The sequence below is a fragment of the Microbulbifer sp. SE14 genome (genome assembly GCF_059834885.1).
Map to the genome: position 1 here is coordinate 34,626 of NZ_JCBAJA010000014.1, position 18,727 is coordinate 53,352.

Genomic DNA, 18,727 nt, shown 5'->3' on the forward strand with positions numbered 1-18,727 from the left:
GAGTGCGATCGTGAAACCAATCATTATTTTATCGGCCGCACTCACGGCAAACGCAGCCCTGGCGCAACAGGACATGTCCCACCAGGGGCACGATGATCACGCCGCACAAACGGATTCCTATCCGGCCCCACGGGGCGCGACCCGGAACCTGGAGCACGCCCCCAACACGCCGGATCACGTAATGGACCACGACGTGCTGCTGACCATGGTCAAGCTGGATCAGTTGGAAGCGCGCGAGGACGACGGCGGCGCATTGAAAGGCGATCTCTGGTTCGGCTACGACCGCGACAAGCTCTGGTTGAAGGCCGAGTGGGAGCGGGGCGAAGGCGAGACGGAAAAGGCCGAACTGCACGCCCTCTACAGCCGCGCTGTCGCCCCCTACTGGGATCTGCAGATGGGGGTGCGCCACGACTTCGAATCGGAGAGCGACAGCCGCAACTGGGGCGCGATCGGTTTCAACGGCCTGGCGCCCTACTTCTTCGAGGTGGATACCGCGCTGTTTGTCGGCGAGGACGGCGATACCGCCCTGCGCCTGGAGGCGGAGTACGAACTGCTGTTCACCCAGCAGTGGATACTGACTCCGGAAATCGAGGCGGATTTCTTCGGCCAGAACGACCGCGAAGCCCGCACCGGTTCCGGGCTCTCCGACGTCGAGCTGGGCCTGCGCCTGCGCTACGAGTTCACGCCGCAGTTCGCGCCCTATATCGGTGTGCACTACGAGAAGAAGTTCGGCAACACGGCGGATTTCGCCCGCGACGAGGGCGAGGACACCAGCGTAACCAGCTTTGTTGTCGGCCTCTACACTTGGTTCTGAATATGAAACGCGGACTCGGCCCCGCGATTCGCTGAAAATGGAGAATGCAGATGAAAAAGCTTCCTGAAGAACTGTTCGCGATCACCTTCGCTTTCACCGCGGCTGGCGCCCTGGCCCACGACCCTAGCCTGCACAAGGACAAGGGCGAAAAACCGCAGTGCGCGGCCCTGGAGAAAATGGATCACTCGAAGATGGACGCCAATGACCCGGTAATGCAGGCAATGATGAAAAAGTGCACGGCCCAGTTGCACCGGGAAGAGAAGTCCGGCAACCATAATGGCCAAGACCAGCTGCCGGAAAAATAATTGCAGCGGGACAATGTCCCCGCTCAATCCGAGGAAATAACAATATGAAAACCCTCAGATCCCTGCTGCTCGCCGCCGCCATCGCCTGCGCCGCACTGGCGGCCTTTCTCTATTCGGGCAGCTATCCCGTGGGTGCCGACGTGCCGCACACCGCCTTCACCCACTGGGCCCTGGAGACGCTGCGCGACAGATCCATCGAGCGCGCCTCGCGCCACATCCAGCTGCCAGACCTGGACAACCCTGAGCTGCTGCTAATGGGCGGCCCCGATTACAACGAGATGTGTACCGGCTGCCACCTGAAGCCGGGCCTGGAAAAGACCGACCTCAGCAGCGGCCTCTACCCGGCGCCACCGGACCTCACAGGAAAAGCCGGCGACCCACGCCGCCACTTCTGGGTGATCAAGCACGGCATCAAGGCCTCCGGCATGCCCGCCTGGGGCCCCACCCACGACGACCAGCGCATCTGGGCCATGGTGGCCTTCCTGCAGAAACTCCCGGATCTGACACCCCAGCAGTACCAGATCATCACCGCCCGCAATGAAGAAGATTCGGGCCACCATCACTGATAGGGAAGAACAACATGCAGGAAAACAGAAATCGGGTGAACCCGCCTGGACTAACCCGCGATCAATAGATCACGAGTATCTATTTGATCGCCGGGTTAACGAGCATTGCGATCTGGGATGTTCTGTCAGAGGTCGACGATGTCATAGGACAGCAAGTAACCCTCGGTACTTAGGAACAGCTGCAACGCTTTCCCGCCCTGCCCGGCTTTACTGGTCACGACCCACTGGCGCTGATTATTGACCCGCCCCATGGCGGCACTGAGGGACTGGCCGGCCCACACCTTGTCAATCTTGCCCTCCTTGATCAGGCGGTCGATTTCCTGGCCCGCAATGCCCTTTGCCTCGGCCATGGATACGGTGTCGAAGTTGTTGTGCTCGTGGTCGCCGTGGGCGAATACCGTCACGGAAAAGAGAAACGCGACCAGTACGACAGAAATGCGGATGAGTTTTTTCATAATGATCTCCTTAAACAAGGTTTTGCGTTGATTCCCGGTTGGTGTTTCAGGTTACTGTTTCAGGCCGATCACATCGTAGAAACCCTTCGTCTTCAGGGTGATGGTCACTGCCTCTTCACCATTGTTTTTCCAGTACCAGCCATGGGAGCCGTCAAACGGTGTGGTCAGGGAACCGCGCATCTCCCCGGCAGTGGCAATGGCGAAGCTCTCAAAATAGCCGCTGGTGTCGCCGGTGGGCTCGCCGTGGAAGTCGAAATACAGCTGGCCGCTGTCGGTGGTCCACTCATATTCCATATGGCCGTGCCTGGCCAAGTGGAGCTTGTACTCCAGTCCGCGCCCGGCGGGTATCTCGATGGTGACGCTGTCGGTTCGATAGGCGAATTCCTGGCCTTCGCGCTCAACGGGCTCCGGGGCCGCGGCCATCACGGCTTCGCCATTGAGTTCTGTCAGGCCGAGCGCGCCGCCGATTCCGGTGGGGTCGATGTTGTATTCGGCCGGCAGGATAACGGTTGTCAGCGTAACGGCCGCCAGTACGGCGGCAGCCAGGGAGGCCTTGGCCAGTGTTTTGGCCGGCTGCACCGGCAGTTCATTCAGTTGCATCTTGTTACCTCGGTTTCAAATGATTCAGTTCACGAAATAGCCGGTCATCTGGTAGCCCATCAGCATCATGCCGCCGCTCATCAGCAGGGTGTTGGTCGCAGCGGAGAAACGCAGGAAGCTGTCATAGCGGCGCCAGAAGGTGATGGCCAGCAGAATGAATACCAGGGCCATAAACTGGCCGAGTTCCACACCGACATTGAACGCCAGCAGGTTTTCCGCCAGCCCGTCTTCGGAGAACTGGAATTCCTGCAGCTTGGTGGCGAGCCCGAAACCGTGGAACAGGCCGAAGATCAGCACCGCCGCCTTGGTGTTGGGCTGGCGGCCAAGCAGGCGCTTGAAGCCCCCCAGATTGTCGAAGCCCTTGTAGACGATGGACAGGCCGATGATGGCGTCGATCAGGTAGGCATTCACATGGGTGTCATTGAGGACCCCGAACAGCAGCGTCAGGCTGTGGCCCAGGGTAAAGAAGCTGACATAGATCAGTACGTCCTTCGGGCGGTAGAGGAAGAAGATAACCCCGACCAGGAACAGCAGGTGATCATAGCCGGTGACCATATGCTTGGCGCCGATATACAGGAAGGGGATGATGGAAATACCCTCGTTGCCGGCGAGAAATGCCTTGGTCGCATCGTCGACCCCGTGCGCGAACAGCGGCATCGAGACCAGCATGCCGATCCCGAGCGCCAGTACGCCGAAAGCCCATCTACATCGATTGAACACTTAAAGCACCTCCGTTATTTTCAATAGTCATTGTGATTTTCCGGCCGGTCCCGCCACTGCCGATTCGGCAGCGCCCTGCTCTACTTCCTTTTCATTGCCGTGCAGCATCCGGTACAGGGCCGGCAATACCACCAGCGTCAGCAGGGTCGAGGAGATGATGCCGCCGATGACGACCGTGGCCAGCGGGCGCTGCACCTCGGCCCCGATGCCGGTGTTCAGTGCCATGGGCACGAAACCGAGGGAGGCCACCAGTGCCGTGGTGATCACCGGGCGCAGCCGGATCAGGGCGCCTTCAATAATGGCCTTGTCGACTCCGTAGCCCTGGTGGCGCAGGTCGCGGATAAAGGACACCATCACCAGTCCGTTCAGGATGGCGATACCCGAGAGGGCGATAAAGCCCACTGCCGCGGAAATGGAGAAGGGAATACCGCGCAGCATCAGCGACAGCACGCCGCCAGTCAGGGCCAGGGGTACGCCGGTAAAGATGATGGCGGCATCCTTGAGGGAGCCGAGCGCGAGCAGCAGCAGGCCCATGATCAACAGCAGTGTCAGGGGCACTACGATGGCGAGCCGCTGACTGGCGGATTGCAGTGCCTGGTAGGTGCCGCCGTACTCCACCCAGTAGCCCGCCGGTATCTCGACATTGTCGGCTATGGCCCGCTGCACGTCGGCGACAAAGCTGCCCAGGTCGCGGCCGCGCACGTTGGCCGTCACCACAACGCGGCGTTTGCCGTTCTCCCGGAATACCTGGTTGATTCCCGTCACCAGCTCCGGTTTGGCGACCTCCTCCAGGGGCACATAGTCGCCGTCGGTTCGGTGGACGGGCAGTTTGGCCAGGGCGTCCACGTCCTCGCGCAGGGCTTCCGGCAGGCGCACGACGATATCGGTGCGCCGGTCGCCCTGGTAAAAGCGGCCCGCCACGGTGCCGCCCATCGCAGTGGCCAGTTGATCCTGCACCGTATTTACATCCAGCCCGTACTGCGCCAGTGCGGCGCGATCCGGCAATATGGTGAGCATCGGCAGGCCGGTGGTCTGCTCCATCTGGATATCCGCGATGCCCTCGACATCGCCAATGGCGGCCTCGATGGCGCCGCCCAGTTCCTGTAGCCGGGCGAAGTCATCGCCGAATACCTTGATTGCCAGTTCCGCGCGCACGCCGGCGAGCAGTTCATTGAAGCGCATCTGGATCGGCTGCAGGAATTCGTAGCGGTTGCCGGGAATCGGCTCCACCAGTTCGGCCAGTTCGTCGACCAGCTGAATCCTGGACTTGGACGGGTCCGGCCACTGGTCCCGCGGTTTGAGGATGATGAAGTTGTCGGCCACGCTGGGCGGTACCGCATCGGTCGCCACCTCGGCAGTGCCGATCTTGGCGAACACCCGCTCTACTTCCGGCAGTTCCTTGATTCTCGCTTCGAGGGATTCCTGCAGGGCGATGGCCTGTCCCAGGGAAGTGCCGGGGATACGCAGCGCGTGCATGGCGATATCCCCTTCGTCCAGGTTCGGCACGAACTCACTGCCGAGCCGCGTCGCCGCGTAACCGAACAGCAACACCAACACTGCGGCAATGGCCACAACCATTGCGCGCCGCCGAATCGCGAACTCCAGGACCGGGCGGTAATGGTCCCGCAATTTTTTGAGGGTCCGGTTGTTCCTTTCGACCACCGGCTCGCGGAACAGCAGCGCGATACAGGCCGGCACAAAGGTCACCGATAACAGCATGGCGGAAAGCAGCGCGATCACAACCGTGGTGGCCATCGGGTGGAACATTTTGCCCTCGACGCCCGAGAGGGCGAAGATCGGCAGGTAGACGGCGGTGATGATAAATACCCCGAACATGGCCGGCCGGATCACCTCCCGGGTGGCCTGGAACACCAGCTCCAGGCGCTCATTCATTTCGAGCCTGCCGTTGCGCGCGGCCTCGCCCAGGCGGCGCAGGCAGTTCTCGACGATGATGATGGCCCCGTCCACCAGCAGGCCGAAATCCAGTGCGCCGAGGCTCATCAGGTTGGCGCTGACTCGGGTCTGTACCATGCCGGTGATGGTCATCAGCATCGCAATCGGGATCACCAGTGCGGTCAGGACCGCGGCGCGCACATTGCCGAGCAGCAGGAACAGGATGGCGATCACCAGCAGCGCGCCCTCGAGCAGGTTGGTGCGCACCGTGTGCAGCGTCTGGTCCACCAGGCCGGTGCGGTCGTAGACCGCAGTGGCGGCGATGCCCGGGGGCAGGCTCGCCTTGATTTCCTCCAGCTTTGTGCCGACGGCGTGGGCCACGGTGCGGCTGTTTTCCCCCACCAGCATAAAGACGGTGCTCATCACCACTTCGCGCCCGTTCTGGGTGGCCGCTCCGGTGCGCATCTCCCGGCCTTCTCCGACCCGCGCGACATCTCCCAGGCGCACTGGCACGCCTTCCACTTCCGCGACGAGGAAATCCGTCAGGGTCTCCACCGTCTCCGCCTGGCCCGGTACGCGCAGCAGCCACTGGGCGCCGCTGTGTTCGATAAAGCCGACGCCGCGGTTCTGGTTATTGGCCTCGATCGCGCGGATCAGGTCCTCCTGGGTCAACCCGAATGCCAGCAGGTTTTCCGGCTCTATGGCGACGAGGATTTCCCGCTTGAAACCGCCGATCGGGTTCACCTCCACGACCCCGGGCACGCGCAGCAGCTGAGGGCGGATGATCCAGTCGTGGACGGTGCGAAGATCGGTCGGCGTCACCGGCGAACCGTCGGCATTGGTCGCGCCCGGCTCCGCGTCCACGGTGAACATGAAGATTTCGCCGAGCCCGGTGGCAATGGGTCCCAGTTCCGGTTCCAGTCCGGCGGGCAGCGTGCTGCGTGCGCCTGAGAGACGTTCGTTGACCAGTTGGCGGGCGAAATAGATATCGGTGCCGTCCTCGAAAATGACGGTCACCTGGGACAGGCCATAGCGGGACACGGAGCGCGTATAGGCCAGGCTCGGCAGGCCCGCCATGGCGTTCTCCACCGGATAGGTCACCCGCTGTTCGACTTCCAGCGGCGTATAGCCCGGGGCCTCAGTGTTGATGACCACCTGCACATTGGTGATGTCCGGCACCGCGTCGATCGGCAGCCGGGTAAAGTTCCAGATGCCGAGGCCGCACAGCAGGGCCACCACGGCGAGAACCAGCACGCGGTTGTGGATCGAGGCCCGGATCAGGTACTCAAGCATGTCTGTTCCTTAATGGTCGTGAGACGCACCGGACTTCTCGATGTCGGCCTTGATGATGTAGCTGTTCTCTGTGACATACTCGGTGCCCGGTTTCAGGCCGCCCAGCACCTCCACCCACTCGCCCGCCTCGCGGCCGAGTTCGAGCATGCGCACCTCGTATTCATTGCCCACCTTGGCATAGACCACGGTGAAATCGCGGAACGCCTGCAAGCCGGAGCGCTTGACGGCCAGGGGCACCTCGTATTCGGCCACCTGGATGTCCCCGGAAACGAAGGCGCCGGGCACCAGGCCCGCGGGAGTCTCCTTCAGTTCGACGCGCACCACACTGGCCTGGTTGGGGCGGATCACCGTGTCTACCTGCCGCACCACTCCCTGAACCTGGATATCCAGTCCGCGGACACTGATCGCTACCGGCACGCCGGCCTTAATGCGCGCGCGCGTTGCCGGGAAGACCTCCAGCTCCGCGAGCAGCGCCTTGTTGTCGGCGATGGTGAGCAGTGCGCGGCCACTGGTCTGTTCACCGGGATTGGCTATGCGCTGCAGTACCACTCCCTCGATCGGCGATGTGATGGTGTAAGTCTTGAGGTTTTCATTGCTGTTGACGGCGATCAGGGCCTGGCCTTTCCCGACCCGTTCGCCCAGGGCGACACTGACCCTCTCCACGGTGCCATCGAAGCGGGCACTGATCTGCCGCACCCGCTCGGGATTCATTACCAGCCGACCATAGACCCTGCTGGTCTCCCGCAACAGGGCCGGGCCGGCCGTGCCGGTGGCTATCCCCATGGCTTCGGCAATATTCGGCTCTATGCGGGTGCGCCCCTCGAAGTTGTCGTACTGCCAGCGGTATGTCTTGCCGTTGTATTCGGCAGTGAGTGTGACCACGAAGGAATGCGGCTCGTAGATCACCGTATCGCCGCGCAGGAAATCGCCCTGGGGGGCAAATTCAATATGGTCCTCCACGCCGCCCAGTCGGGTCAGCACGACTTTGAGATTCACCTTGTCCGGGTCGGCCGGTTCGCCGTCGTCGGTGACCCACACGCGGAATTCCGGCGGCACACCGGTTTCAAAGATACTGAGTTCAACGGCGAAATCCTCATCGCGCAGCATGCGGCCGCGATGCGGCCCCTTCTCCGGTTCCGGCTCGCCCTCCTCGGCGGCCGCGCCGGACGCCTGCACATGGACGCTGTACCCCGTGCCTGCAGCAAGGGACAGGCACAGCAACATCGCAACAATCGGTCTGGAGAAAATCACAGGTTTCATTTCTGGTTCCCGCTTAGCCGTGCCAGGGACAGGCCGGTGAGCTTTTCGATTTCAATCAGGTTCAGGGAGCCGCGATACTGGGCCTCCAGATAGGACAAGCGCGCTTCTATCAGGTCCTGCCGGGCGGAAGCCAGTTCGAAATAGCTGTACTTGCCCTGCCGATACGCGCTCTGCGTGTCGGCCAGTGCTCGCTCCAGGCTGGGGATGATCCTCAGTGCCAGGGCCTCGGCCACGTGGCGACTGTGCCGCAGCTGCTCGACCATCACATACACCTGGGTTTCCAGCACAATCGCCTTGGCATTCATCTCCGCCCGGTAGCGGCTCTGCTCGGCCATCAGGGCCGCGACTTTGTTGCGATTGCGGTCGCGGCTGCCGAGCGGGACGGCGACACCGGCCACCAGGCTGTAATCGCCAGTAGTCTCGAGGCGGCGGATGCCCGCTTCGAGCTTCCACTGGATACCGGCCTCGGCCCGCGCCAGCGCTATCTCTGCCTCCGCCACTCTCTCACGGCTCAGGAAAATTCCCAGGCTGGGGTTACCCGAAACCTGCTGTTGCAACCGGGCGATATCGATCGCTGGTAGCGGCACAGTCAACGAGCCCTGGAGTGCAGCGAACGTCGGTGTCCTCTCGCCCCACTGCGCCGCCAGGCGGCGTTTGGCGATTTCCAGTTCGTGTTCGACATCCTCCACCGCCAGTGCACGCCGTTCCAGTTCCGCATTGGCGCGGGACGAGTCGGCCTGCGGCACCTTGCCCGCCCTCACCTGCCGCTGGATATCCGCCAGTGCCTCCCGCGCCTGGCTCTCGGCGCTGTGCGCCAGGACCAGCCGCTCCTGTTGCGCCAGCGCCTGGAGGTAGTAGCGCGCCGTATCTGCCGCAACGTCCAGCTCCTCGATCTGCCGCTGGAGTTCGATCACCGGGGTCCTGCTGCGGGCGGCCTGTACGCGCTTGTCGATGAGGCCGCCCTGTAGCACCCAGCTGATACTCAAGGTTGTCTGCGCACTTTCTGTGCCACTGAAATCGCCGGTGCCCGCGACATCTTCAACCAGCAGGCCCATTTCGGGGCGCGGACCGACCCGGGCCTGCGCTGCCAGCGCCTCTGCGGCCTCGAGCTGGTAATCGTAGCGGGCCAACCCGGGATGCTTCTGCAGGCTTTGCAGTATCGCCCGTTCAAAGGTGAGACTGCCTGAAGCAGCGCCCTCCTGCGCCCACACCGCTGCAGCCCCCGGCAGCAACCCGAGCATCGATGCGAACCACGCCGCCAGCGCAGGAAAAAACCGATAACAAATCGGTTTTTTGTCGGCAAGGCTCCTTGAGATTCCGCGCACGTTGATTCCTTAGTGAGAGAACAGGGATTCGATGAGGTGGTGGAGTGCGTCCACCGAGAAAAGACAGCTGCCGGTCAGCAGAAGAAAAATTACCGCGATCAATACCGGAGGGAAAGAGTGACCCTTGCGATCTCCCAGAAGATATTGAATGCGCGCGTCCAGCTGTTGCAGCGCAAAATGGCAGCACAGCGGAGAGGCGATGGCGCCTTGCTTGATCGCGTTCGAGAGTCTAGTCACTTTGAGCAGCGTCTGCGCGATAAAGGTTTCGCTCCAGCCCTGGAGGATAACCTGCTCGTCGGCACACTGCTCGATGCACAGCGCCATTTGCCGGTTCAGGTAGCGCCGCGCCCCGCGCGGGAAAAAGCCCGCGAGCAGTGCAAACAGCAGTTTCTTGAGGGGGTCGAGGCGCTGCGCATGGGCTTCCTCATGCAGACGAACCACCGCGAGCTCCGCCGGCGTTACGCCGTCTCGCAGACTGCTGGTGAAGAAGCAGCGCGGGCGCAACAGGCCGCTGGTGAAGGCCTGCGCCCGCCCGGACAGGATAATGCTGTGGTCTTCTGCATCCCGTTCGCAGACCTGCATCAGCAGCCTCAGTTGCGCGAGGTGCCGATAAGCCCGCAGCCCGCTGCGCAACAGCAGCACCCCGACGAGTACCAGAAAGCCCAGGGCGGACAGGCCGTGCCAGCTGTAAACGTTGAACGCGTGGATATGATGCCAGTGCGCCAGGCTTGCGGCGCGCTCCCCCAACATGCCGGGAAACACCAGCATCAGCGCGGCGGCACCGGCTGCCAGCCAGGGGAGCAGTACCGTGCTCCACAACAGCGGGCGCCGGGCAGCGGCGGTCATTCGGACCGGGAAGCGGGTAAAGTAGCCGCAGGCACAGGAAGCGAGAAGAACAGCGATAAACAGGCACAGGGCCGCAATGGTGAGCAGGTTCAACAGCAGCGCCGCCTACCCCAGGATCATGCACCGCCCTCCTTCCGGCGCCTCGCCTTCTGCGTCTCGATCAGCCGTTCGAGCTGCTCCAGCTGGGCCTCGGTCAGTTCCGACGAAATAGAGGTAAAGGCCGCGACCAGTCCGTTGTCATCGTCGACAAATTCGCGGGTGACATCCTGGATCAACTGGCCGACGAAGGCGTAGCGCTCCACGGCCGGGCGGTACTGGAAGGCGTGCCCCAGCTTCTCCCGACTCAGCAGGCCTTTCTTGAACAGGCGGTCGAGAGTGCTCTGGATGGTATTGAGGGAGCCGCCGCGGGCTCTGCTCAAATGGGCATGGACCTGCTTGGCGTCGGCGGATTTCGCTTCCCACAAATAGTGAAGAACCTGTTTTTCCAGGTCGCCAAGTCGCATATGACCCGCCCATACTGTTCAGCTGCTGCTTGCCAGGATGATACAGAGCGAAAAAACCGACCGTCAATAGGTTTTTCATCGGCTTGCCGAGATCCCGATCCCTCCCCGCCGATCAAGGTGACTTTGAAGTTGTTACAATCCCTGGAAAACCTCCCCCGGTGAAGGGAAAGCATGCCGAAACGCCCAAGTTCAAGGCCACAGACCTCCCGAGACTCCGCGCTCCGCCCGGACAGCGACACCACCGGGGGCCTGAACGAATTCGGCCACCGGGTATCCTTTGGCGAAGCCCTCCGGGTGTGGCTGCGAGTGGCGGTCCTGAGCTTTGGCGGACCTGCCGGGCAGATCTCGATCATGCACCGCATCCTGGTCGACGAAAAACGCTGGGTCAGCGAGAACCGGTTTCTGCACGCGCTCAACTATTGCATGGTGCTGCCGGGGCCGGAGGCCCAGCAACTGGTGACATACATCGGCTGGTTGTTGCACGGTGTCAGGGGCGGACTGGTAGCGGGTAGCCTTTTCGTATTGCCCGGGTTCCTGAGCATTCTGCTGCTCAGTCTGCTTTACGCCGGTTTTCAGGACACGGGCCTGGTGCAGGCGCTGTTTTTCGGCATCAAGGCGGCGGTGTTGGCCATCGTCATCCAGGCCGTGATCAGCATCGGCAGGCGGGCCCTGAAGAACAGCTACATGTACGCCCTGGCCGCGGCCGCCTTCGTAGCCATTTTCTTCTTTGCCGTGCCCTTTCCACTGGTGATCATCGCCGCCGGCCTGATCGGCCTGGCGGGCCGGTATCTCGATCCGGAGCGATTCGTGGTCATCCGCGGCCACGAAACCCCGGAAGACGGGAAACAGGCGGTCGACGCGATGATGGACGGCGGCGCCGCGGGCCATACCCGCGCATCCCGCGGCCGGGCCCTCAAGGTGCTCGCCGTCTGGCTGCCGCTATGGTTCGTACCGCTGATTCTCCTGGCGGTGACACTGGGCACGGACAATGTATTTACCCAGATAGGTCTCTTTTTCAGCAAGCTCGCGGTGGTGACTTTCGGCGGCGCCTACTCGGTGTTGGCTTATATGGTGCAGGAAGCGGTGCAGAACTACGGCTGGCTGGCCCCCGGGGAAATGCTGGACGGCCTGGGAATGGCGGGAACCACCCCCGGGCCGCTGATCCAGGTGGCCCAGTTCGTCGGCTTCATGGGCGCTTTCCGTGATCCGGGAGTACTCGATCCGTTTGTCGCGGGACTGTTCGCGTCGGTCCTGGTGACCTGGATGACGTTTGTCCCCTGTTTCCTGTGGATTTTTCTCGGCGCACCCTATGTGGAAACCCTGCGCGGCAACCGCTCGGTAAGCGCGGCCCTGTCGGCAGTGACCGCCGCGGTTGTCGGTGTCATGTTGAATCTGGCAATCTGGTTTGCGGTGCATGTGGCCTTTGCCGATGTGGCGACGGTCCGCGCCTACGGAATGCAGCTTCTCGTTCCGGCCCTGGACAGCGTGCAAATCGCCAGCATCCTGCTTGCGTGCGGCGCCTTTGGCGCAATGCTGCGCTTCAAAATGGGCATGCTTCCGGTAATTTTCGTCAGCGCCCTGCTGGGCATTGGCTACCACCTTGTCGTGAGCCTTGCCGGCCCGTGATTACTTCATCCCGCTGCCGTACATGAATTTCCGCAGCGGCGCCAAGGTGACGGTTATTGGCCCGGCAATCAACAGTGGAGAAAAACCGCTGTATCGACAGGAGATGGCGTTACCGTGGCCCGCCAAAGCGGCGAATTACGCAATGCCGGGCGGAACAGTATGGCAACTACCGCCAGTGCCATTACCGGTAGAATGAAATTGGACATCGAGCCTCGTTAGAATTTTTTTGCAGGCCCTTTTATCAGGGGCGGTAGTGGCCGGTAAGATGAGCGAGATTTTCCAGTTCGCACTCCTCGCTGTAGTGGATGAATGCGCGGCGGATCCTATCCGTGACCCCTTCTCTTAAACCACCGAGTTCCGCGACTATCGCGTCTTCGATTTCACTCAGGGAAACCTGCACCAGATCGTAGATCACGGTTACCTCGCCGCCGCGGACATCCACCGCCTCGACGCCCATCAGCGACTCCAGGCCCTGCCACTGCCCTTCCTCCGCCGAAGGACTCAGACCAGCCGGTTGTATATCCAGGCCAGCAGCCAGCCGATAAAGCCGGCGACCACCGCCCAGGCGATCATGCCGACGAACACTCCCTTGGCGGTGAGGTGCCAGCCCATCTGGGAAATGTCCATATGCAGCATGTCGCCGGACAGACCCATCGTCATGTCGGGCAACAGCGCGACCAGCAGGCTGCACAGCAGCCAGGCGATGGCAAAACTGAGCGCGGAGGCGATGCCGAATTTACAGGCGTGCAATTTCATCGTGGGAATCCCTCTTTCAACGGGTTGAACGGATTTGTCGGCATCCATTTACATCTCCTGCATTCTATTGGCGCTCTGGGTCATCTGCCTGGCCTCCTGCTCCTCCAGCGACTGCAGTTCTTCCGCCAGCTCCCGCGTAGCCTCGATGTCCGCCCTGCCGTGGAGGTAGCGGTAGAGATCAATCACCTGCTCGTGCTGGTCGGTGATACGACCATGATTTCATTCGGTTCGAGATCCTGGAAAGGTGCGTCGCAGTGCGTGCTGTGCAATGGGGGGCTTCTCCATGTAATCGTAGCACCAGGTGTGCAGCGCCCTCGTCTCGGCGGTTTCCACGAACCCGGCAACTATTCCGGCGAGCCACTCCTCGTGCCGCGCCAGGTACTCCAGCAACAGCTTTGAGCGGGCGTTCTCGTTCTTGCCCGCACAATGTGCAGGCAGGCGGACAAATTCTTGTGGAACTCGCGGGTCCAGACCAGCACATCCCGCAGGATTTCAACTTGCATGACTTATCTCCACCGGAGGCTGGCGGCACAATCGTCCACCATAAAACGCATATCCCGTAACGAATTGTAGCAACGAGCCCCGTTTGGCTATTGCTGCTGTTCAATCGCCGAACCCATGATAGGCGGCATACTGAGCGCGCTGGTATTTGTGCTATTGGTAATACCTGCAACCTTCATTCTCTGGAAACCGGAAAGCCCCTGAAGCTCCACAAATGGAAGACTACTGGGAGAAGCTGGAAATGAACCTGTATATAAAGTTGTTGGCATCACTGGTGGTGCTGCTAGCCGCCACTGGCACTCGCGCGCAGTCCGACCACGGTATGATGATGGGCGGCTGGGGCCACGCGGTCTGGTGGATACTCGGCGTGCTGATTCTCGTGGCCCTGGTATTGGCGATACTGGCTCTGCTGAAATATCTGTTCGGGCGTAGGTGACTTAAGCTGTTGTTGACATCAACTTCTCGAGCCCCGCCGGCGACCAGACCACTCGCGCCGCGCAATTTTCGGCCCGATTGGATTATTACTGTAAAGCAATAGAACTGTCACGGAGCTTCTGGCATGGCGCGGAATCGACACCGTCCGGAAAAAGATTCGCAGCACACCTCCGACGAGTGGGTCTGCCCCATGCACCCGGAGATAGTGCGCAGCGAACCCGGCGACTGTCCCATCTGCGGCATGGCGCTGGAACCGCGCAGCGCAGCCGCGGACGAGGAGAATCCGGAACTTGCGGATATGCGCCGGCGCTTCTGGATCAGCGCCCTGCTGACGGTACCGGTAGTGGTCCTGGCGATGTCCAGGTTTATTCCCTTCCTGCCATTGGACGAGTGGATTCCGACCAGGGTGGGCGGCTGGCTGGAAATGATACTGGCGACGCCGGTGGTGCTCTGGGGTGGCTGGCCCTTCTTCGTGCGCGGGGTGCGCTCGGTGATTACCCGCAAGCTGAACATGTTCACCCTGATCGGGCTGGGCGTCGCCGTGGCCTATTTCTACAGCGTGATCGCGCTGCTGTTTCCCGATTTTTTCCCAGGGACCTTCCGCGAGGAGAGCGGGATGGTCGGTGTCTATTTCGAGGCCGCCGCGGTGATCGTCACCCTGGTGCTGCTGGGCCAGGTGCTGGAACTGCGGGCACGCAGCGCGACCAACGCCGCCATCCGCGCGCTGCTGGGGCTGGCGCCGAAGGCGGCGCGGCGCATCGATGCCGACGGGAACGAGGAGGACGTCCCCCTGGACAGGGTCGAGGTCGGCGACAAGTTGCGGGTGCGCCCCGGCGAAAAAATCCCGATTGATGGCGTGGTGCTGGAGGGGCGCTCCAGTGTGGACGAGTCGATGATCACCGGCGAGCCGATCCCGGTCGAGAAGACCGAGGGCGACAAGGTCATCGGCGCCACGGTCAACGGCACGGGCGGGCTGGTGATGGAGGCGGAGCGCGTCGGTACAGAGACGCTGCTCGCGCAGATAGTGCAGATGGTGGCCGAGGCGCAGCGCTCCCGCGCGCCCATCCAGAAACTGGCAGATGTAGTGGCCTCGTATTTCGTGCCGGCGGTGGTGCTGATCGCGCTGGTCAGCTTTGCGGTCTGGGCCACCATGGGGCCGGAACCGCGCGGCGTCTACGCGATGATCAACGCGGTGGCGGTGCTGATCATCGCCTGCCCCTGCGCCCTCGGCCTGGCCACGCCCATGTCGATCATGGTGGCCAGCGGCAAGGGCGCCAGCCTCGGGGTGCTGTTCAAGAACGCCGAGGCGATAGAACTGCTGCGCAAGGTGGACACACTGGTAGTGGACAAGACCGGCACCCTGACCCAGGGCAAGCCGGCGCTGGTCAGTGTCGAGACCGTCGAGGGTTTCGACGAGGACAGCCTGCTACGCCTGGCGGGCTCCCTGGAGCGCGGCAGCGAACACCCGTTGGCGGCGGCCATAGTGCGCGGTGCCGAGGAGCGCGGCGCGGAACTGGTCAAGGCGGAGGATTTCGACTCGGTCACCGGCAAGGGGGTGCGCGGCCGCGTGGACGGCAAGGCAGTCGCCCTAGGCAATAGAAAGCTGATGAAAGACCTGGACGTGGATATCGGCGATCTGTGGAAAACTGCCGAGACCCTGCGGGGAGAGGGCCAGACGGTGATGTTCGTATCGGTGGAAGGCAAGGCCGCCGGGCTGGTGGGTGTGGCCGACCCGATCAAGGAGTCGACACCGGAGGCCATCCATTTGCTGCACCGGGACGGGGTGGAGATCGTCATGATTACCGGCGACAACAGCGTTACCGCCGAGGCGGTGGCGGAAAACCTCGATATCAGCCGGGTATTCGCCGATGTGCTGCCCAACGAGAAGGCCGAGTACATCAAGAAGCTGCAGAAGGAGGGCCTCGTCGTGGCCATGGCCGGCGACGGCATCAACGACGCCCCCGCGCTGGCCCAGGCCCAAGTGGGCATCGCCATGGGCACCGGTACCGACGTGGCCATGGAAAGCGCCGGCATCACCCTGGTCAAGGGCGACCTGCGCGGCATAGCGCGCGCCCGGAGCCTGTCCCACGCCACCATGCGCAATATCAAGCAGAATCTCTTCTTCGCCTTCGCCTATAACGCCACCGGCGTGCCCGTCGCCGCCGGCGTGCTCTACCCCGCCTTCGGCATACTGCTGTCGCCCATGATCGCCGCCGCTGCTATGTCCGCGAGTTCGGTGTCGGTGATTGGCAATGCGCTGCGACTAAACCGCGTACGGATATAGGGAGGCTGGGCATATGGAGCGGGAGCAATGAATCGGGACGCACACCAACGGCACCAGGACGCGCGCCAGGCGCGCAGCTATCGCGCGCACGATGGGGAATTCGCCGCCTGGGCGGCGGGATACGGGGTGATCCACCACCGCGCCGACACCCAGGTCAGGGTCTTCCGCATGGCCTGCGACCTGGAACAGCGCGGCGCCGTCCCCGACAGGTCCCGGGTGTTCCGCCTGCTGGCGGCGGCCGACCGGCTGGCGCGGGCCGCCATGTGGCTGGTGGTGCACATGACCTACACGAAGCGCGTCTGCACTGATGGCCGCGCCATGGACGCCGGGGACTTCAAGACAGATCCCCAGGGCCATACCGGCGGCTCGCTGAACATGGTGCCCGGCTATATCGGCTACCTGGCGGCCAACGCCCTCTGCGGCCTAACCCGCAGCTGGCTGATGGGCCAGGGCCACTGCGTGGCCGCCATCGACGCCTGCAACCTGCTGGTGGGCAATATGGAGGCAGAGCACGCCGCCCGCTACCGCTGGACCGATGCCGGTCTGACCCGCTTCGTGCGTGATTTCTACTCCTACGCGCTGGACAGCCGGGGGCGACCGGAATCTCCCCTAGGCAGCCACGTGAACGTGAATACCGCCGGCGGCATTCTCGAGGGCGGCTACCTCGGCTTCGCGGAACTGCAGTATGTGCATATGCCGCTGCCGGGCGAGCGGCTGGTGGCCTTTCTCAGCGATGGCGCCTTCGAGGAGCAGCGCGGCGGCGACTGGGCACCGCGCTGGTGGCGCGCCGAGGACTGCGGCCTGGTCACCCCCATCATGATCGCCAACGGGCGGCGCATTGAGCAGCGCTCGACCCTGTTCCAGCAGGGAGGCGTGGACTGGTTTGCCGCGCACCTGCGACTGAACGGCTTCGACCCGCTGTTGATCGACGGCACCGACCCCGCCGCCTTCGCCTGGGCCATCTTCGAGGCGGAGGAGCGCCTGCAGGGGTGCGCCGATGCGGTCGCCAACGGCAGTGCCCACTACCCAGTGCCGCTGCACTATGTGATCGCCGAGGCGCCAAAAGGCTACGGTTTTCCCGGTGCCGGCACCAACCGCGCCCACGGGCTGCCGCTGGCGGGCAACCCCGCTCAGGACGACAGCGCCCGCGGCGAGTTCACCGCCGGTGCCGCCGAACTCCACGTGGAAGAAAGCGCGCTGCGCGAGGCGCGGCCCTATTTCAGCAACCACGCCGCACAGGGCCGGGCGCGGGAAAAGGATCACCCCCTGAGCAGGCGCGACCTCTCCCTCAAGCAGCAGCTGGAACCGGGCTGGCGCCCCGTCGGCGAGCGCGTGTCGCCCATGGCGGCGCTCGACGAGTACTTCGTAGCCGTCACCGGCTCCAATCCCGAGTGGCGGGTGCGCGTCGGCAATCCCGACGAACTGACCAGCAACCGCTTCTACCGCACCCTGAAGCACTTCCGCCACCGGGTGTTCGAGCCGGAGCCAGGCAGCGACGAGGCGGTGGACGGCTCGGTGATCACCGCCCTGAACGAGGAGGCGGTGGCCTGCGCGGCACTGGGCAACAAGGGCGGTATCAACCTGGTCGTCACTTACGAGGCCTTCGCGGTGAAGATGCTCGGCATCGTGCGCCAGGAGATCATCTTCGCCCGCCACCAGAAGGAAGCGGGACGGCCGCCCAGATGGCTGTCGGTGCCCTTTCTGCTCAGCTCCCACACCTGGGAAAACGGCAAGAACGAGCAATCCCACCAAGACCCGACCCTGTGCGAGGCACTGCTCGGCGAGATGTCCGACACCAGCGTTGTGCGCTTCCCGGCAGATGCCAACAGCGCCCTGGCCGCCCTCGCGGACTGCTACCGGCGGCAGGGCGAAGTGCATGCGCTGGTGGTGCCGAAGCAGGAGCTGCCGGTGCTGCTGGACGGCGAAGAGGCGCGGCAGCTGGTGCGCGACGGCGCCCTTCTGGTTGGCGGCGATGCGGATGCAAGCGTGCGCCTGGTGGCCGTGGGCGCCTACCAGTTACAGCAGTGTCGGCTGGCCCAACGGCGGCTGGCGGAGCGCGGGATCGACGCTGCGCTGGTGTGCCTGCTCGAGCCCGGCCGCTTCCGCCGGCACTTCCGCGACGAGTGGGAGCGCCAGGCGGGTGCGGATCCCAAGCTCGCGGAGGCGCTCTTCCCCGCGGACGCCATCGCCACCCTGGTCGCCAGCCACACCCGCCCCGAGGCCCTCGCCGGGCTGCTGCCGGATGGCTGCATCCTGCACGGCTATCGCAACCGCGGCGGCACCCTGGACGTCGAGGGCATGCTGTTTGCCAACGGCTGCAGCTGGCTGCACCTGCTGCAGTCGCTGTCCGATCAACTGGAAACTCCCCTGTCCGAATGGCTACGGGCGGAGGAGCTGGCGGCCCTCGCCGGGAAAGCGGATCCGCGCCCGCTGCTGCGCTTCTCGTCGTGACCGACACCGTCCGCGAAGGACGGACATGGCAGAGTGATCTTCGGTCTTTACCCCAGCCAAAAGTGCGCGCGGGAGGCTTGGCGGTGAAATTCGC

The 18,727-nt window shown here is 63.2% G+C and carries 18 protein-coding genes; 7 read left to right on the top strand and 11 right to left on the bottom strand.

Annotation, left to right across the window (positions count from 1 at the left end):
- Positions 1-10 precede the first annotated feature (10 nt).
- The 3 genes from AC6R19_RS11455 to AC6R19_RS11465 are packed head-to-tail and all read left to right on the top strand — an operon-like array spanning position 11 to position 1,685.
- Entirely contained in the window at positions 11-814 is an 804-nt protein-coding gene (locus AC6R19_RS11455) for a copper resistance protein B (protein WP_500579949.1), read from the top strand.
- Positions 815-864: 50 nt separating this feature from the next.
- Positions 865-1,119 (top strand): hypothetical protein, encoded by a 255-nt coding sequence (locus AC6R19_RS11460; protein WP_500579950.1) that lies wholly within the window; start codon positions 865-867, stop codon positions 1,117-1,119.
- Positions 1,120-1,163: 44 nt separating this feature from the next.
- Entirely contained in the window at positions 1,164-1,685 is a 522-nt protein-coding gene (locus AC6R19_RS11465) for a c-type cytochrome (RefSeq protein ID WP_500579951.1), read from the top strand.
- Positions 1,686-1,810: 125 nt separating this feature from the next.
- Here AC6R19_RS11465 and AC6R19_RS11470 read toward each other — a convergent pair whose 3' ends face one another.
- The 8 genes from AC6R19_RS11470 to AC6R19_RS11505 form a co-directional block, all read right to left on the bottom strand.
- Positions 1,811-2,140, bottom strand: coding sequence for a DUF6488 family protein (locus tag AC6R19_RS11470; protein WP_500579952.1), 330 nt, complete (start codon positions 2,138-2,140; stop codon positions 1,811-1,813).
- Between the two features lie 51 nt (positions 2,141-2,191).
- Positions 2,192-2,740, bottom strand: coding sequence for a hypothetical protein (locus AC6R19_RS11475; RefSeq protein WP_500579953.1), 549 nt, complete (start codon positions 2,738-2,740; stop codon positions 2,192-2,194).
- A gap of 24 nt (positions 2,741-2,764) precedes the next feature.
- The gene (locus AC6R19_RS11480; RefSeq protein ID WP_500579954.1) at positions 2,765-3,460 is read right to left on the bottom strand and encodes a HupE/UreJ family protein; all 696 of its coding nucleotides are present in this window, start codon (positions 3,458-3,460) and stop codon (positions 2,765-2,767) included.
- 27 nt (positions 3,461-3,487) lie between these two features.
- A complete protein-coding gene (locus AC6R19_RS11485) occupies positions 3,488-6,646 on the bottom strand; it encodes an efflux RND transporter permease subunit (RefSeq protein ID WP_500579955.1) in 3,159 nt (1,052 codons plus the stop codon).
- A 9-nt stretch (positions 6,647-6,655) separates the two neighbouring features.
- Positions 6,656-7,906 (bottom strand): efflux RND transporter periplasmic adaptor subunit, encoded by a 1,251-nt coding sequence (locus AC6R19_RS11490; protein WP_500579956.1) that lies wholly within the window; start codon positions 7,904-7,906, stop codon positions 6,656-6,658.
- Positions 7,903-9,147, bottom strand: coding sequence for a TolC family protein (locus AC6R19_RS11495; RefSeq protein WP_500579957.1), 1,245 nt, complete (start codon positions 9,145-9,147; stop codon positions 7,903-7,905). The genes AC6R19_RS11490 and AC6R19_RS11495 overlap by 4 nt, the downstream gene beginning before the upstream one ends.
- Positions 9,148-9,240: 93 nt before the next feature.
- A complete protein-coding gene (locus AC6R19_RS11500) occupies positions 9,241-10,170 on the bottom strand; it encodes a M48 family metalloprotease (protein WP_500579958.1) in 930 nt (309 codons plus the stop codon).
- Between the two features lie 23 nt (positions 10,171-10,193).
- Positions 10,194-10,580 (bottom strand): BlaI/MecI/CopY family transcriptional regulator, encoded by a 387-nt coding sequence (locus AC6R19_RS11505; RefSeq protein WP_500579959.1) that lies wholly within the window; start codon positions 10,578-10,580, stop codon positions 10,194-10,196.
- 171 nt (positions 10,581-10,751) lie between these two features.
- Between AC6R19_RS11505 and chrA the strand changes: the two genes are divergently transcribed.
- Positions 10,752-12,206, top strand: coding sequence for a chromate efflux transporter (gene chrA, locus AC6R19_RS11510; protein WP_500579960.1), 1,455 nt, complete (start codon positions 10,752-10,754; stop codon positions 12,204-12,206).
- A gap of 241 nt (positions 12,207-12,447) precedes the next feature.
- Here the strand turns inward: chrA and AC6R19_RS11515 are convergent, their stop codons facing one another.
- The 3 genes from AC6R19_RS11515 to AC6R19_RS11525 are packed head-to-tail and all read right to left on the bottom strand — an operon-like array spanning position 12,448 to position 13,148.
- Positions 12,448-12,663: a hypothetical protein gene (locus tag AC6R19_RS11515; protein WP_500579961.1), complete on the bottom strand. Its 216-nt coding sequence runs from the start codon at positions 12,661-12,663 to the stop codon at positions 12,448-12,450.
- Positions 12,664-12,707: 44 nt separating this feature from the next.
- A complete protein-coding gene (locus tag AC6R19_RS11520) occupies positions 12,708-13,010 on the bottom strand; it encodes a DUF5676 family membrane protein (RefSeq protein ID WP_500579962.1) in 303 nt (100 codons plus the stop codon).
- Positions 13,011-13,148 (bottom strand): hypothetical protein, encoded by a 138-nt coding sequence (locus tag AC6R19_RS11525; RefSeq protein WP_500579963.1) that lies wholly within the window; start codon positions 13,146-13,148, stop codon positions 13,011-13,013.
- Between the two features lie 529 nt (positions 13,149-13,677).
- Between AC6R19_RS11525 and AC6R19_RS11530 the strand changes: the two genes are divergently transcribed.
- The 3 genes from AC6R19_RS11530 to AC6R19_RS11540 all read left to right on the top strand — a co-directional run bounded on the left by AC6R19_RS11530 (position 13,678) and on the right by AC6R19_RS11540 (position 18,633).
- Positions 13,678-13,899 (top strand): hypothetical protein, encoded by a 222-nt coding sequence (locus AC6R19_RS11530; RefSeq protein ID WP_500579964.1) that lies wholly within the window; start codon positions 13,678-13,680, stop codon positions 13,897-13,899.
- Between the two features lie 123 nt (positions 13,900-14,022).
- Entirely contained in the window at positions 14,023-16,182 is a 2,160-nt protein-coding gene (locus tag AC6R19_RS11535; RefSeq protein WP_500579965.1) for a copper-transporting P-type ATPase, read from the top strand.
- A gap of 27 nt (positions 16,183-16,209) precedes the next feature.
- Positions 16,210-18,633, top strand: coding sequence for a phosphoketolase family protein (locus AC6R19_RS11540; RefSeq protein WP_500579966.1), 2,424 nt, complete (start codon positions 16,210-16,212; stop codon positions 18,631-18,633).
- Positions 18,634-18,727 lie beyond the last annotated feature (94 nt).